The organism is Exiguobacterium sp. UBA6282 (genome assembly GCF_002440475.1).
Taxonomy (GTDB): domain Bacteria; phylum Bacillota; class Bacilli; order Exiguobacteriales; family Exiguobacteriaceae; genus Exiguobacterium_A.
Map to the genome: position 1 here is coordinate 5,781 of NZ_DJUM01000055.1, position 15,136 is coordinate 20,916.

16 protein-coding genes and 1 pseudogene (1 of these 17 running past the window's edge) are annotated in these 15,136 nt (G+C 45.0%); 9 read left to right on the top strand and 8 right to left on the bottom strand.

From position 1 onward, the window contains the following. A pseudogene (locus tag B2751_RS14575) lies at positions 1–216 on the top strand (pectate lyase); the annotation flags it as partial. Positions 217–255: 39 nt separating this feature from the next. Here the strand turns inward: B2751_RS14575 and B2751_RS14580 are convergent. The 3 genes from B2751_RS14580 to B2751_RS14590 form a co-directional block, all read right to left on the bottom strand. After that, a complete protein-coding gene (locus B2751_RS14580; protein WP_035411914.1) occupies positions 256–1,077 on the bottom strand; it encodes a DUF1028 domain-containing protein in 822 nt (273 codons plus the stop codon). A gap of 99 nt (positions 1,078–1,176) precedes the next feature. Further along, positions 1,177–2,580, bottom strand: coding sequence for a YfcC family protein (locus B2751_RS14585; protein WP_056064783.1), 1,404 nt, complete (start codon positions 2,578–2,580; stop codon positions 1,177–1,179). Between the two features lie 238 nt (positions 2,581–2,818). Then, on the bottom strand, positions 2,819–3,100 hold the full coding sequence (locus B2751_RS14590; protein WP_035411908.1) for a putative quinol monooxygenase: 282 nt from the start codon (positions 3,098–3,100) through the stop codon (positions 2,819–2,821). Positions 3,101–3,256: 156 nt separating this feature from the next. Here B2751_RS14590 and B2751_RS14595 point away from each other — a divergent pair, with 156 nt between their 5' ends. The 4 genes from B2751_RS14595 (at position 3,257) to B2751_RS14610 (ending at position 6,192) form a co-directional block, all read left to right on the top strand. After that, a complete protein-coding gene (locus tag B2751_RS14595; protein WP_035411904.1) occupies positions 3,257–3,742 on the top strand; it encodes a cupin domain-containing protein in 486 nt (161 codons plus the stop codon). Between the two features lie 86 nt (positions 3,743–3,828). Beyond that, positions 3,829–4,719 (top strand): aldo/keto reductase, encoded by an 891-nt coding sequence (locus tag B2751_RS14600; protein WP_290775447.1) that lies wholly within the window; start codon positions 3,829–3,831, stop codon positions 4,717–4,719. Between the two features lie 13 nt (positions 4,720–4,732). Continuing rightward, entirely contained in the window at positions 4,733–5,665 is a 933-nt protein-coding gene (locus B2751_RS14605; RefSeq protein WP_035411898.1) for an aldo/keto reductase, read from the top strand. 80 nt (positions 5,666–5,745) lie between these two features. Continuing rightward, complete coding sequence (locus B2751_RS14610; protein WP_156359014.1) at positions 5,746–6,192, top strand: OsmC family protein; 447 nt, start codon at positions 5,746–5,748, stop codon at positions 6,190–6,192. 84 nt (positions 6,193–6,276) lie between these two features. On the opposite strand, the gene B2751_RS14615 is transcribed toward B2751_RS14610, so the two are convergent. Next, positions 6,277–7,095, bottom strand: coding sequence for an HNH endonuclease (locus B2751_RS14615; protein ID WP_290775450.1), 819 nt, complete (start codon positions 7,093–7,095; stop codon positions 6,277–6,279). Positions 7,096–7,281: 186 nt separating this feature from the next. Between B2751_RS14615 and B2751_RS14620 the strand changes: the two genes are divergently transcribed. After that, positions 7,282–8,466, top strand: coding sequence for a class I SAM-dependent rRNA methyltransferase (locus B2751_RS14620; RefSeq protein ID WP_290775452.1), 1,185 nt, complete (start codon positions 7,282–7,284; stop codon positions 8,464–8,466). A 90-nt stretch (positions 8,467–8,556) separates the two neighbouring features. Here B2751_RS14620 and B2751_RS14625 read toward each other — a convergent pair whose 3' ends face one another. Further along, positions 8,557–9,549 carry a zinc-binding dehydrogenase gene (locus tag B2751_RS14625; RefSeq protein ID WP_290775454.1) on the bottom strand — a complete coding sequence of 331 codons (993 nt, stop codon included), beginning with the start codon at positions 9,547–9,549 and terminating at the stop codon, positions 8,557–8,559. A gap of 109 nt (positions 9,550–9,658) precedes the next feature. Here B2751_RS14625 and pepT point away from each other — a divergent pair, with 109 nt between their 5' ends. Continuing rightward, a complete protein-coding gene (gene pepT, locus B2751_RS14630; protein WP_290775456.1) occupies positions 9,659–10,894 on the top strand; it encodes a peptidase T in 1,236 nt (411 codons plus the stop codon). An 88-nt stretch (positions 10,895–10,982) separates the two neighbouring features. On the opposite strand, the gene B2751_RS14635 is transcribed toward pepT, so the two are convergent. Next, positions 10,983–11,852 carry a prohibitin family protein gene (locus B2751_RS14635; RefSeq protein ID WP_058713675.1) on the bottom strand — a complete coding sequence of 290 codons (870 nt, stop codon included), beginning with the start codon at positions 11,850–11,852 and terminating at the stop codon, positions 10,983–10,985. A 299-nt stretch (positions 11,853–12,151) separates the two neighbouring features. On the opposite strand from B2751_RS14635, the gene B2751_RS14640 reads away from it, so the two are divergent. Both B2751_RS14640 and B2751_RS14645 read left to right on the top strand, forming a co-directional pair. Then, positions 12,152–13,774, top strand: coding sequence for an ABC-F family ATP-binding cassette domain-containing protein (locus B2751_RS14640; protein ID WP_035411871.1), 1,623 nt, complete (start codon positions 12,152–12,154; stop codon positions 13,772–13,774). Positions 13,775–13,839: 65 nt separating this feature from the next. Then, the gene (locus tag B2751_RS14645) at positions 13,840–14,220 is read left to right on the top strand and encodes an NUDIX domain-containing protein (RefSeq protein WP_052019147.1); all 381 of its coding nucleotides are present in this window, start codon (positions 13,840–13,842) and stop codon (positions 14,218–14,220) included. A 226-nt stretch (positions 14,221–14,446) separates the two neighbouring features. Here B2751_RS14645 and B2751_RS14650 read toward each other — a convergent pair whose 3' ends face one another. Together B2751_RS14650 and B2751_RS14655 are read right to left on the bottom strand one after the other, a co-directional pair. Next, positions 14,447–14,914: a hypothetical protein gene (locus B2751_RS14650; protein WP_035411867.1), complete on the bottom strand. Its 468-nt coding sequence runs from the start codon at positions 14,912–14,914 to the stop codon at positions 14,447–14,449. Positions 14,915–14,989: 75 nt separating this feature from the next. Next, positions 14,990–15,136: the 3' portion of an ATP-grasp domain-containing protein gene (locus B2751_RS14655; RefSeq protein ID WP_290775459.1), read on the bottom strand. The gene runs 747 nt beyond the window's last position; 147 of the gene's 894 nt are visible here — the last part of the coding sequence; the start codon falls outside the window, past its right edge — the gene reads right to left on this strand; the stop codon is at positions 14,990–14,992.

Consider the following 15,136-nt stretch of genomic DNA (forward strand, 5'->3'; position numbering starts at 1 on the left):
GGAGCTGAGGATGTACGCCTTCGGGATATCCGGATCGAGGATTCTGCCAAACACGGGATTACGATCGGTCCTGACATCAATCGCGTCAAGTTAACGAATGTGGCACTAAAAGGAGATGGGACGGTTGGCTTGAATGCTAAATCGGAACCGGAAATGGAACGGTTCATCGCGACCGGATTTAAAGTACCGATTCGTGCTCAGTCGACGCAAGCATGAACAAAACGACAGGATGGACTTTGGTCCATCCTGTCGTTTTCATTGGGATCGAATGTATGCGAGGACACGTGTATCAATCGCACGATCCGCTTGTTCGCGCATCTCAAAGTTTTCCGTATGCAGATATGTCCGGAGCGCTTCTTCGAAATCACCGCGATAGCCAAGTGTCAATAATTTATCCATCAACTCCGACTCTAACGCATCATCGATGGGCTTGATTTCTTCCGGCTTACTCGGTTGTAGGTAAAGTGTGTGCAATTGATAGATGCGTTCGAGTTCTTCAATTGGATTCGGGTGATCATCAACACGTAGATCAATATAGCGATCGTTGAATCCACCGTACCCGCCACCTTCCTTGACGACGAGCAGTGCTGCTGATTGCATCCCACGCGAGTCCCCGCCTGCTGCTTGCCCCGCAGCCAACGCACGCAACAGCCGTTCTGCGAGTGGCCCTTGCGTCGATTCAAAGACACGTGCCATCTCTTTGACCGTATTGCCATCTACAAGAATATTCCCTTGCGCCGCAAAATGTTTCCCCGCAATTCCGCCTGCCCAGTCGTTACATCTCTCTCCCGTAAAAGTCGCACTTTTGCCCTGCGCATCGATGATTCCGACTTGACGATCTGCTCGCCCTTCATCCGCTTCCGTTAATCGACGAAGCACTTCATCCGCTGAAGCGCCTTGTTCGATCATCTGCAACCCTTCAGGGCCATACGTCGTATTTGCAAATGATTGTGTCGCTACAGCACCTACTCCCGCTTTCGCAAACGGAACAGCACTCCCAACAGCTAAAAATTTCGATTGGACAGCAACACCCCATGCTTGTTCTTTCTCGCAATAACCAACGATTGAATATGTCACTTCAGTTCCCCCTTTAGTCACTTCTCTACCCGTTCGTGATAACGCTTCCCGATTCCTGCAACAGAAAAACCTTCCGGACAGATGTCCGAAAGGTCGACTTCATTGAATACCTAGCGTCACAGCAAGTAATAAGGCGGCACACGCTAAAGCAATCCAAATCGCGAAGAGTTTCCAGACGAAACGTAACCATTGCTCATACGGAATGCCTGCGATCGCAAGAAACGCCATCAAATGCGCACTTGTCGGAAAAATCATGTTCGTCAATCCATCTCCGTATTGAAATGCTAAAACAGCTACTTGACGCTCGATACCGAGTAAGTCAGATAAAGGTGCCATGATTGGCATCGTTGTCGCGGCTTGCCCGCTCCCCGATGGAATGAAGAAATTCGTGATCAGTTGTACGATGTACATTCCGATGACAGCGAAGAACGTTGGTAAATGTCCTACGGCATTCGATAAGCCGTAAATGACCGTGTCAATGACACGACCTTCTTCAAGAATGACGACAATGGCACGGGCAAAGCCAACGATCAATGCACCGAACGTCACGGCTTTCGCCCCGTCAATCAGACTCTCAAAAGTACCGTTCACACCGAGTGTGATGATCCCAGCAATCAGTCCAATGATCAAGAACGAGGCTGTCAGTTCCGTCAAATACCAGCCCCACTCGAAAATTCCGATGACGTTGAGCGTGATTCCACCGATCAAAATCAGTAAAACAAAAGCATGACGTTTCGAAAAGCGTGAAATCGTCGTTGCTGCTTCTTCCGCACGACGTTGTTCGAGATCATAAACGAGGCTACGCGTTGGATCCTGTTTGACTTTCCGTGCGTAAGTCATGACATAAAGAATCGTTACGACTAAGAAAACGATATAAACGGCGGTTCGATAACCAAGACCGCTAAAGAGTGGAACTTCCGCGATCGATTGAGCAACACCTACCGTAAACGGATTCAGCATCCCGCCAGCAAAACCAACCGCCGCTCCTAAACTAACGATTGCAGCTCCTGTCATCGCGTCATAACCGAGTGCACGCGCGAGCATGATACCAATCGGTACAAAGATAATTGTTTCCTCTGCCATCCCGATTGTTGCTCCGGCAATCGAAAAGACGAACATCGTCATCGGAATCATGATGTGTCCCTTTTGACCAAACCGACGAATCAATTGATTGATTCCCGCTTCAATGGCACCCGTTTGACGAATGATGCCAAAGACACCACCGACTAAGAAAATGTAAAAGATGATCGCAGCGCCTGCTTCCATTCCTTTCGGGATCGCTTCGAATAAACCAAAGAAATTGACGGGTGCAGACTCCACCGCGCGATAGGTACCATCGATAACGACGGTCTGACCATCCTGTTTTTCACGGTCGAATTGTCCTGCTGGAAGCGTGTACGTCAAGATGACTGAAATAATGAGAATCGCCATGATGATGGCATATGTATGAGGCATCTTGAAGAATGATTGCTTCGACTGTGTGGCATCTGTTCGATCATTCATGATAAAGGCCTCCTTTTCGTGTCTTTATAAGAATAATGCCCTATTCAGGGAAAAACTAACAGTTTTAATGAAATGTTATGTGATTGTAAAAGAAAAGTGGAACATTTTTAATCAAATCTTCATCTGAAGATAAACTAGCGAAGGAGCGCGTTGTATAAAACAAAAAAGAAAGATATCCTAGATCAACAAAACCTAGAATACCTTCCTTATGTGTTACATTCGCTTCTAACTCGTTTCATTATGCTTGGAATGATTGAACGTCCAATGGTTTAGCAAGAGCTGTTTGAGCAAATGCAACGAATTGTCCGAAATGAGCACTTGTGTTATGAGCTTCGATCGCAGCTTGGTCTTCCCATTTTTCAATCATCATGAAGACATTTTCGTCTTCTGTACTTTGGAACAGATCGTAGCTGATGTTTCCAGCTTCAGCACGCGATCCTTCTACTAATGTTTTAGTTGCTGCTAAAAATTCTTCTCGTTTTGCGGGTTGTACTTCTAACTTTGCTTCGATGGCGATCATCGGAAAGCCTCCTTTGTAATTTCGTTAACTTAAGCATCGTAGCACCTCCCGATTCGTTACGCCATAAAGATGCTCGGACGATTGATGATATTTAATTACGGGTATTTATAGAGGGAATTATTACTTTGTACCACATCAGAGAAGGGAGCAACGAAGATGCGTGTTGAGGTATTTTACTTTGAGGATGACGGACATATTCCGAATAACCCTAATTTTCCGGTGTTGATTTATCGGCATGCATTTGAAGAACCGTCACGCATCGAACAGACTTTCCATTCACATGACTGGCGCAATAGCTGGGTAGATGGCATTTTTGATTTTCATCATTATCATAGCATCGCCCATGAAGTGATTGGTATCCTCGAAGGACATGCGACTGTCCAACTCGGTGGTCCACTCGGTAAGACCTTCACCTTGACGAGTGGAGACGTTCTCTTACTTCCTGCAGGCACAGGACACAAAGCGCTTGATACAAGTCGACACTTCCGTGTGATCGGTGCCTATCCGAATGGTCAAGACTACGATACGTTGACCGGGCAAACAAGTGAACGCCCGGAAAACCTTCAGCGTATCCGCCAGGTAATGCGTCCCAAAAAAGATCCCGTCCTCGGCGATCATGGTCCCTTATTTGAGCATTGGTGACGTCTCTTTCTCTTGAAGAAGACGTTTTTGTTCAGAGTTCGCGTGGTAAACCCTACTATTGTCTCTCTACTTAAAGGAGGAATTCGATGAACGCAACAGAAAAGACGCTAATACTTGCTGCATTAAAGCAAAAAACAGTGACGTTTCCCGATCAGACGCACGTTCGGGCACTTGGACAAGGCACATGGCGGATGGGAGAAGAATCGGAGAAACATGAAGCTGAAATCGAAGCACTCCGCGTCGGTCTCGACAGCGGGATGGAACTCATCGATACGGCAGAAATGTACGGGGAAGGTGCTTCTGAAGAATTAATTCGTGACGCGATCGCTGATCGACGCGAAGAAGTCTTTCTTGTCTCGAAAGTCTATCCGCATCACGCTGGTGGGGAAGCGTTAAAAAAAGCTTGTTCCAAATCGCTTGAACGTCTCGGTACGGATTATCTTGATCTCTATCTTCTTCACTGGCGTGGCGACATTCCACTTAAGAAAACCGTTGAAGGACTGGAAGCCTTAAAACAAGAAGGCAAGATTCGCCGTTGGGGTGTATCGAACTTTGACGTATCAGACATGAAAGAACTGTTAGCATTACCGAACGGTGATCAGTGTGCTGTCAATCAGGTACTCTATCACCTCGGCTCACGCGGAATTGAGTATGAACTGCTCCCGTTACTACGCGAACATGGTATTCCAGTAATGGCGTATTGCCCACTAGCTGAAGGTGGTTCACTGCGTGATCAACTCCTGAATCATCCGACCGTCGAGGAACTCGCTGAGACACATGGTGTTGAACCGGCACAGATCTTACTTGCTTGGGCGATGCGTGAAGGTGACGTCATCGCAATTCCTAAAGCAGGACAAGCACATCATGTCGAAGCCAACGGTCGCGCCGCACTTTTGAATTTAACAAAAGAAGAGCTAGCTGCACTTGATCAAGCGTTCCCAGCACCAACAAAAAAAGAACCACTCGATATCGTTTAAGGAGGTCATTTTCATGACAAAACATGTTCAACTCGGTCAATCTAACCTATTCGTTCACCCAATCGGTCTCGGTACGAATGCTGTCGGTGGACACAACTTGTATCCAAATCTTGATGAGCAAGCCGGACGCGATCTCGTTCGTGTCGCGTTACAGCAAGGGATCAATTTCCTCGACACAGCTTTCATCTACGGACCAGAACGTTCGGAGGAACTCGTCGGTGAAGTCTGGCACGACACGGTCGCTCGAGAAGATGTCGTCCTCGCGACGAAAGGTGCGCATCAGTTCGTTGACGGAAACGTCGTCATGAACAACTCACCTGACTTTCTCCGTCAATCGGTCGAAGATAGTTTAAAACGTCTTAAAACAGACTATATCGATTTATATTACATCCATTTCCCAGATGAATCGACACCGAAGGATGAAGCCGTCGCTGCACTTGCTGAACTGAAAAAAGAAGGAAAGATTCGCGCGATTGGTGTCTCGAATTTTTCACTCGAACAACTGAAGGAAGCGAACAAGGACGGACATGTCGACGTCTATCAAGGAGAATACAATCTGTTTAAACGGGATGCAGAAAAAGAGTTACTTCCATACATCGTTGAGAACGGCATGTCCTTCGTTCCGTACTTCCCACTCGCCGCTGGATTATTGGCAGGGAAATATACGAAAGAGACGACGTTTGATGATTTACGAAAAAACGACCCGTTGTTCCAAAAAGACGTCTTTGAACAAAACCTCGCAAAAGTCGATCAACTGCGTCCGATCGCAGACGCACACGATGCGGAAGTCGCACACGTCGTACTCGCCTGGTATTTGGCACAAGATGGCATCGATGCTATCATTCCTGGTGCGAAACGCCCGGATCAGGTGACAGATACGTTGCGTACGTTAGACGTTCAGTTATCGCAAGAGGATATCGAAAAAATCGACCAAATTTTTAGCTGATCGTTCTCTTCTTATGCACATGAGCAGAATAGGCGAAAAATCATGCTGAACTTCGTATGATGGAGGCATGGAGGCGATTGATCATGAAGCACCATTTTCATTTAACTGCAGACTGGCCGGGAAATCGCAATGATGTCGGTCAGATCGAGACAGGTGAGTTAAAAACAAAAATTTCAATTCCGGACGCTATGGATGGTCCAGGGGTTGGCACGAATCCAGATGAGATGTTGCTTGGGGCAGCTGCTACATGCTATATCATCACGCTTGCCGCAATGCTTGAGCGTAGTAACATCCCAAAAGTCTCCTTAACGATGGAATCTGAAGGCATCGTTGATGTCACGAACGGCGTCTTCACATACGATGCGATCATTCATCGTCCGAAACTCTTATTACCAGCCGATCTGTCGGATCGTGATGTGGAGAAGGCGCAACGTCTCGCTGAAAAAGCAGAAGGTTCGTGTATGATTACGCGGGCACTGGCTGGTAATGTCAAAGTATCGCTTGAGGCTGTTGTAGAACGCGTGTAAGTTAATTTTCAACAATTAGAAATCAAATACTCCTTTAACTATGCATTTTCTAAATCACAGTTAAAGGAGTATTTTTTACTGAACTCAATAACGATAAGGAGTTTTCAAAGAACCTTGTATCTTCCTTTTTAGCATCTCGTAAGAGGCATTTTCATCTTGTCTCATTAATTTATGAATTATTCGATGGCAACTTGCACATAATAGAGCTAAGTCTTCAGTCTGAGTATCTGTTATACCACTTATACTTAATTGATTTTTATGATGCGCTTCAATGTAACCTTTCCCGATAACTCCATAAACTTCCTCATAATTCATCTCACAAATATCACAGAATAATTGACCAGCATGTTTAATTGCAAACTGTTCTTTTGCTTTTTTAACTACTTTTGCATTTCGTTCTGTTATGTAATGCGTAGCGAGTCGCTTTTCGCCTTCTGTATAACGCTCATCTTCTAGTAGACTTTCAGCAATGTGCGAGTTAAGTACTTCACTTTCGTCTGTATAGTAGTCTATTTGAAAAGCAAAGTATTCTTTAAATTTGCTTTCGAAAGTATCAAACGTCATAAAGGGATGAAATTTTTCCAGTTTAAATGATTTATCTGAACTGTTCAGATCTTTTTTTAAGTTGATTACTTCATTTTGATTCAGCAATACAAATTGTATATCATCTATTCTGACTAACTCCTCCTCAGTAGTAATACAAAAAATAAGATAATCATATTCGGTTACTTTCGTATCTCGAATTCCATACATTCCACCCGTTGCCCCTCTTATTCCGATACGCTTTCCATCTAATATTTGCTTATTCTTTTCTGATTTAAATGATACATTATATTGATCAGACAACGATTTTAACCACTCTTTTGTTAACTTTTTCATTACACTTACAATGTCTTTTTGCACGATCTATCCCCACTCTCGCTTTATTTGGAAGATTTTATTTATGATCAAAAAACAAAAAAATCAAAAGACCAACATAGGATTGATTTTAGGGATATCATTCTTTTATATCCAGTTATCCACATGTGGATAACTCCATTTATGGTATAATTATGCCACTTATCCACAAGTAGAAATGAGGAAACTTACATGTCTCGTGAACTTTATCCGATCGTTGTCAAACCAGAATGGATTGAATCGATTCGAAGCGGATATCCCGCGTTACGCAAGGAAATGTTCGAAGCCTTACAACATGTCAAAGAGGCAGGCGGACTGCTCCATCTGATGACAGAACATAAAGAATACCTCGCGACTGGTTATTTTGGCAAGCAAGAAAAAGGTGTCGGTTGGACTCTCTCAATGGACGAGCAAGAAGCGATTGATGTCGACTTCTTCAAACAACTTTTTGAACAAGCATTAGACAAACGAAACGAATTTTTTGAAGAGTATTCAGAAGCCTTCCGTATTTTTAACGGTGCAGGAGATGGTATCGGTGGTTTGACGATTGACTGTTATGATCATCATTACCTCATTACATTCGAAAATGAAGGCATCTATACATTCCGCCCACTGATTCTTGAAGCTCTTGAATCACTACTGAATTATAGAAGCATTTATGAAAAACGAGACTTCCTCGTCGATCTTCAACCCGTCAAAGGCGACGACTTTTTGAAAGGCGAACGAGGCGATTTTCCTGAAGTCGCACAAGAATATGGTGTGTTGTATGAATATGACTTGGATGCTGGTATGCGGACTGGTTTTGACATTGCCCAACGTGAACTTCGCCGAATCCTTCTCGATTCGGTCGAAAGAAAGACCGTACTTAACCTCTTTTCCGATACAGGAACGTTAACGGTAGCTGCCCTTTATGGTGAAGCCGCCCGAACGACAAGCGTTGATTTCTCGACACGTAGTCGAAATAAGACAAAAGATAATCTTATGTTGAACAGTTTTACTCCCGAAAAACAGAAGATTTTAGTTCAGGATGCGTTCGACTACATCGAACAAGCGGATAAGAAGACTCGTTTTGACGTCGTCTTGTTCCATCCGCCCGTACAAGTCAATACACGGACGCGTCAGTTTCGGACGGAACAGGATCTCGCCCTTTGGATCCAAAAAGTCATTCATTTGACGAATCGTGGAGGACTGCTTGCGATTACGACAGATAGTCCTGCTCTTGATGCATCACAATTGAAAAAAGCTGTCGAGCAAGCATTCAACAAGTTGCGTCAAAAATTCGAAGTCGTGTGGGAGCAGCCGGAGCAGAAAGATTTCCCGACTCCTCCTTCCATGCCACAACTCGCTCCAAAAAGCATTCTCGTTCGTCGTAAATGATGTGTTATCTAAAAAATCCGTTACTGAATTTTTCAGTAACGGATTTTTTATATTTTTAACAGGAAATGTAAAATGAATGGAGAATCATTTTTAATGGGTTGGATATATACTCACTTTACCAAAGTGTGATGTTTGATCAAATCGTTGATAGAGATCGTTTAACGCATCGCGTTCATAGGGAATCTGCTCTTCAATCCGTATTTCAATCACTCCTTCTTCCACTAAACGAATGAGTTCTGCTAAGTGATGTTGCTGTTGCTTCATCTCCTCTACTTTTCCTTTTAGCAACGGGAGCGCGACGAACACAGCTTCGAGTGACAAGGCTTTACTATGCATCATCGTTAAATCTTGTGTCGTCCGTGTCGCGATCGAAATGATGCGTCCCCGCTCTTTTGCGAGTATGAACGATTCTTGTAAATGGTCACCACCCACTGTATCAATGATGACGTCGAATCCATCCAGATCGAGTCGTTTGAGCAATGTTTCAGCTGATTCTTCCTTGTACCGGTGAATGCGAATCCCTTTTGCTTCTAGCCAAGCTGCCTTCTCGTCAGAAGAGGCGCTCGCTGTAACGTCACATCCATAATGACGAGCCAGTTGAACGGTAAGATGTCCCACTCCACCCGTTCCGCCTGCTACATATACGCGGATTCCTGGGGTAATCGCGATTCGCTCTTTTAAAATTTCCATTGCTGTCAATCCAATCACCGGTAAACAACCAGCAACCTCAGCCGATACCCCTTCCGGTCGTAAGACTGCCATTTGTTCAGGCACAAGCATTTCTTCCGCTAACGCACCGGCGCGTTTTCCAAGTCCACCGCCGAATGCGACGATGCGATCGCCGACAGAAAAAGACGTCACACCCTCCCCGATTTCAATCACTTTCCCCGTTACATCACCCTGGAGAATTCCAGTCGTTGAAGCCGCCGCCACATGTCCGAAAAACATCTTTGTATCAAGTGGATTGATGCTTGACCCCTCGATTTGAACCCGTAATTCGTACTTCCCCGCTTTTTCGGGTGTGACGTCTTTTTCTGTAAGTGATGCATTTTTTCCGTACTGATCGACTACGAATGCTCTCATGAAGAATTCCCCCTTTTTCAATATTATTCTATCATGATTCAGAATTCTCTCACATTAGTCGTTCATGCTATGATGAAGATATCTTATGACGAGAAGGGACGTTTTTGATTTGAAACAAGAATTGATTGATCGTCTAACTACATACGTGAAAGTCGATACACAGTCGAACTATGAGAGTATGACTGTTCCAACGACAGAAGGGCAATGGACACTAGCTCGTTTGCTCGTAGAAGAATTAAAGACAATTGGCATGGAAGAAGTCACCGTTGATGATAATGGTTATGTCATGGCGACATTACCTGCCAATACAGACGCAGACATTCCAACAATCGGTTTTCTCGCTCATCTCGATACAGCGACAGACTTCACAGGTACGAATGTCCGTCCACAACTCGTGGAAGCATATGACGGACATCCCATCACGTTAAGTGAAGTGCCATCCGTCATTCTATCGCCAACTGATTTTCCTGCACTGCACAACTACGTCGGTCACACCTTGATGACGACAGATGGGACGACATTACTCGGAGCCGATAATAAAGCCGGAATCGCAGAAATCATGACAGCCATGCATCATTTGATTTCACATCCGGAAATTAAGCATGGTCGCATTCGTGTTGCCTTCACACCTGACGAAGAGATTGGTCGTGGACCACATCACTTTAATGTCGAAGCGTTCGATGCCACGTATGCTTATACGGTCGACGGCGGTCCGCTTGGTGAGCTTGAATACGAGAGCTTTAATGCGGCGGCGGCTAAAATCGTCTTCCACGGAACAAATGTCCATCCGGGAACAGCAAAAGATAAGATGGTCAATTCGCAGAAACATGCGATGGCGTTCCACGATCGTCTTCCCGGAGAAGAGTCTCCTGAATTCACGGATGGTTTTGAAGGATTCTTCCATCTGATTTCATTTGACGGTTCGGTCGAAAAAACGACGCTCGACTACATCATTCGTGATTTTGATCGTGAAGCCTTCGAGGGACGGAAACACTTCTTGTCTGCCCTTGTCGATGAGTGGAACAAAAAGTATGGTGCTGGTAGTGTGGAAATCGACTTACACGATCAGTACTACAACATGCGTGAAAAAATCGAGCCCCACATGCACATCGTTGATATTGCTCATGCAGCGATGGAGTCGCTTGATATTACGCCAATCGTTAAACCGATTCGTGGTGGAACAGATGGATCACAACTCTCATACATGGGACTTCCGACACCGAACATTTTTACCGGCGGTGAGAACTATCATGGCAAGTTCGAGTTCATCTCTATCGATAACATGGTGAAAGCAACACAAGTCATCATTGCCATCGCTCAAGGTTTTGAACAAGCTTCGCACTAATCAAAAAGCAGATTCTCAGCGCTGAGAATCTGCTTTTTTCACGTCTGCCGTTGTGGTCTTTAAGCGGTTTATCTTAGACATATTTCAATTAGTTTTTTTCTTGTGTCGTACCGTCAGGAATCGGTAGTTGAACCATACTCCCTGATCCACTGACGAGTGGAGATTTCCCGTCCCACTTCTTGACAGCTTCGTATTGAATCATTTCTTTCGTCAACGTCTTCTGTAATTCTTTTTGTGCTTTTGCCAACCCTTGAGCTTCGATCAAACGCGCATCGGCTGCTCCTTTTGCTTCTACGCGAAGACGTTCTGCCTCTGCTTTAGCGATTTCAAGATCCGTTTTCTTTTTATCGAGTTCCTGCGACGCTTTGACACGCGCATCGATTGCTTCCTGTGTCTTTTCATCTGGTTTTGGTGCACCGAGTGCGACATCCTCGATGATGAAACCGATGTCCTTGACGTCTTCTGCAAACTGCGTCTGAATGCTCGTCGAGACGTTTCCTGATTTTTCACCGAACAGTTCAAGGACGGTAACTTTCGAGATTTGCTCACGCGACGCATCATAGAGTCGTTGTTTCAAGTAACCTTTGGCAATCTCATCGATTTCGATCGGTCCGAACTTGTTGAAGACTTTTGTCACCTTATCCGGCGAAACGGAGAAGCTGTATGTAAAGTCGACGACGATGTTCTTTCCGTCTTTAGTCGCAAGCGTCATGTTATCAAGCGATTTCGTCTGTGTACGGATCGGATACTCCGTCACCCGTGTGATTGGTGAAACGACATGCCAGCCTTGCGATAACGTCTCATCTTTGACACCGCTTGACGGGGTATAAACGACACCAACTTGTCCGGGTTCGATTTGTTCGACGACGAACGGCGTTGTAGCCAGCAGGGCTAATACAAGTACACCAGCGATGATCATCGATGGACGAATTTTTTTCTTCGGTTTGATTTCTCTCATTCTGAATCTCCTTTATCAATCTTTTCTTGGATATAGCGATAGAGTTCCATGCCAAGCAAAACGATGAGGGCGAAAAACAATAACGTGAAAAAGATGGCCATCTAACCCCTCCTCTAGCGAATTCCTTACTTTCTTCTACGCATCCATCTGGAAAATGTTTCATTATTTTAAATATCCGGTTGCTTATTTTTAATTTCTGTCCTAATATGGAAAGAACTTTGCCTGCTCTACGACAGATCATGATTTGTGGTACACTCGAATGAGCACATCACTTACTAGAAACGAGGGTTCATCTCTATATGATTACAGTACAAAACGTCGGTCTTCGCTTTGCGGACCGAAAATTATTCGAAGACGTTAACATCAAGTTCACGCCAGGTAACTGTTACGGTCTGATCGGTGCGAACGGTGCCGGTAAATCAACGTTCTTGAAAATTCTCGCTGGTGACATTGAAGCACAACAAGGCGATGTCATCATCACACCAGGCGAACGCTTAGGCGTCCTTCGCCAGAACCATTACGAATACGAAGAATTCCAAGTCATCGAAACAGTCATGATGGGACACAAACGTCTCTATGAAGTCATGAAAGAAAAAGATGCGATTTATATGAAAGAAGATTTTTCAGATGAGGACGGCATGCGTGCTGCTGAACTCGAAGGTGAATTCGCTGAAATGAACGGTTGGGAAGCGGAGTCGGAAGCAGCGATGCTTCTACAAGGACTTGGCATCAAGGAAGACCTTCACTCGAAAACGATGGCTGAGCTGACAGGATCTGAAAAAGTTAAAGTCTTGCTTGCCCAAGCATTGTTCGGTAAACCTGACATTCTTTTACTCGATGAGCCGACAAACGGACTCGACCTGAAAGCTGTCAAATGGCTTGAAGAATTCTTGATCGGATTCGAAAACACGGTCATCGTCATTTCCCACGACCGTCACTTCTTGAACAACGTCTGTACGCACATGGCGGATCTTGATTACGGTAAGATCCAACTGTATATCGGAAACTATGATTTCTGGTATGAATCAAGTCAGCTTGCTTCGCGTATGGCAAGTGACCAAAACAAGAAAAAAGAAGAGAAGATTAAAGAACTTCAAGCCTTCATCGCACGTTTCAGCTCAAACGCTTCGAAAGCGAAACAAGCGACGTCACGGAAGAAATTGCTTGATAAAATCACACTCGACGACATTCGTCCATCATCACGTCGTTATCCGTTCGTTGGCTTTACGCCAGAACGCGAAATCGGAAATGATCTCTTGATGGTCGATGGTCTCTCGAAGACGATCGATGGCGTCAAAGTCCTTGATAATGTCCGCTTCTCGTTGAACAAGACGGATAAAGTCGCGTTCATCAGCCAGAGCGATATCGCGATCACGACACTATTCAAAATCCTTATGGGTGAGATGGAACCGGACAGCGGTACATTCAAATGGGGCGTCACGACTTCCCAATCATACTTGCCGAAAGATAACTCGGAATTCTTCGAAGGCTCGGATAAGACGATCCTCGATTGGCTCCGTCAGTATTCACCGGCAGATGAGAGCGATACGTTCCTCCGTGGATTCCTCGGTCGGATGCTCTTCTCAGGAGAAGAAGTCATGAAAAAAGCATCTGTCTTATCCGGGGGCGAAAAAGTCCGTTGTATGCTTTCAAAAGCGATGCTCAGTGGTGCTAACGTCCTTGTACTCGACGATCCAACGAACCACTTGGATCTCGAATCGATCACGGCACTCAACGATGGTTTGATCGCTTATAAAGGCGCAATGCTCTTCAGCTCGCATGACCACCAGTTCGTCGAAACGATCGCGAACCGCATCATCGAGTTGACACCAAACGGTATCGTCGATAAAGAAACGACATACGATGAGTATTTGAACAACGATACGATCCAACAGCAATTAACAGCGTTATACGCACAATGATTTTAAAAGAGACCGGAACTGTCGTTTCGGTCTCTTTTTTGAACACGTTGAAGGAGGAATGCGATTTGCGACATCGCGTATGCGCTGCGTTGATTGAAGAGCAACAGATTCTAATGGTCGAGTTACATACCCCTTCCCGGACATTTTGGACGTTACCCGGCGGAGGTGTCGAGAACGGTGAAACTAAAGAGCATGCCGTCGTGCGAGAAGTGTTAGAAGAAACGCATCTTCACGTCACGGTCGAACGGAAACTTTACGAGATTTCAATGGATCAAGGAACAGAGACATGTTTTCTCGTTCGCCGTGTCTTAGATAGTCCTGAACCTCGACTCGGGATTGATCCTGAACTATCGCTTGATCAACAAGAATTACGAGCTGTTCGGTTTCGACCATTAAAGGAGCTTCAAGATGATTCACAGATTTCTCGTTTGCGTCGACTATCGTAACGATATAATCTTTGGATTAAATGAAAATTTAATAACCGTATTTATACTTAAAAATAGTAGTCGGTAACTAAGCTTTTTGATAATCCAAAATCGCTCGATCCAGCGATAGAAAACGAGAACGTTATCAAGGTGTCGACTGCCTATCCGTTTTACCGAGTGGTCACAAATCGTATACGAATCGATAAGATATGAAAAAACGGATTCTCAGGCGCGGGAATCCGTTTTTTCATGCATTGTTCTTCTTTTGTTTCGCTGCCTCTTCTTCGACACGTTGCAACAAGGCCTGAACAATTTTCTCGTTTTCTCGTTCGCCACCGAGTGACAAGAGACTTTTCCCAACGAAGTTTGCCCCTTCATTTTTTCCTGTATAAATCAACAGACAACGAGCGTGTCCAAGTGGTTTGAGCGTAAACGTCATCTCAATCTTAAATATTTTAGCTAACGTGAATCCAATCGTATTTTGTTTAAAGTCCGGCTCATTCGTATAGGCTAAATCGGTCACGATGTAGGTTTCGAGTCGGTTGCCCTGCATGTACGTTTGACGATACGTCGAACCGACGACACCCGGTTTTCGTTCAATCACCTCATGCTGGACGACGTTCGGAATCAGACGTTGCAGCCGCGTGTGATCAAACAAGTGCCATGCTTCCTCAATCGGGATATCGAGCTGTCGTTCTTCTCTCCACGTAATCATAGATCCGCCCCCTTTCTATACAAATACCCTGTCATCCGGTCTTGTAACGTCCGGTGACAGGGCGGGAGCAGATTCTTATTTTACTGTGCTTGTTTCAAGAGCAGCTCCGAGGAACTTCGCCAGTTCAAGCATGCCGTAGCGTCCTGCAGCAGCTTCGGCATCGGAATTATAGTTCGTATTCGTATTGACATCATACGTATAGATCGTACCTGACGCATCCTT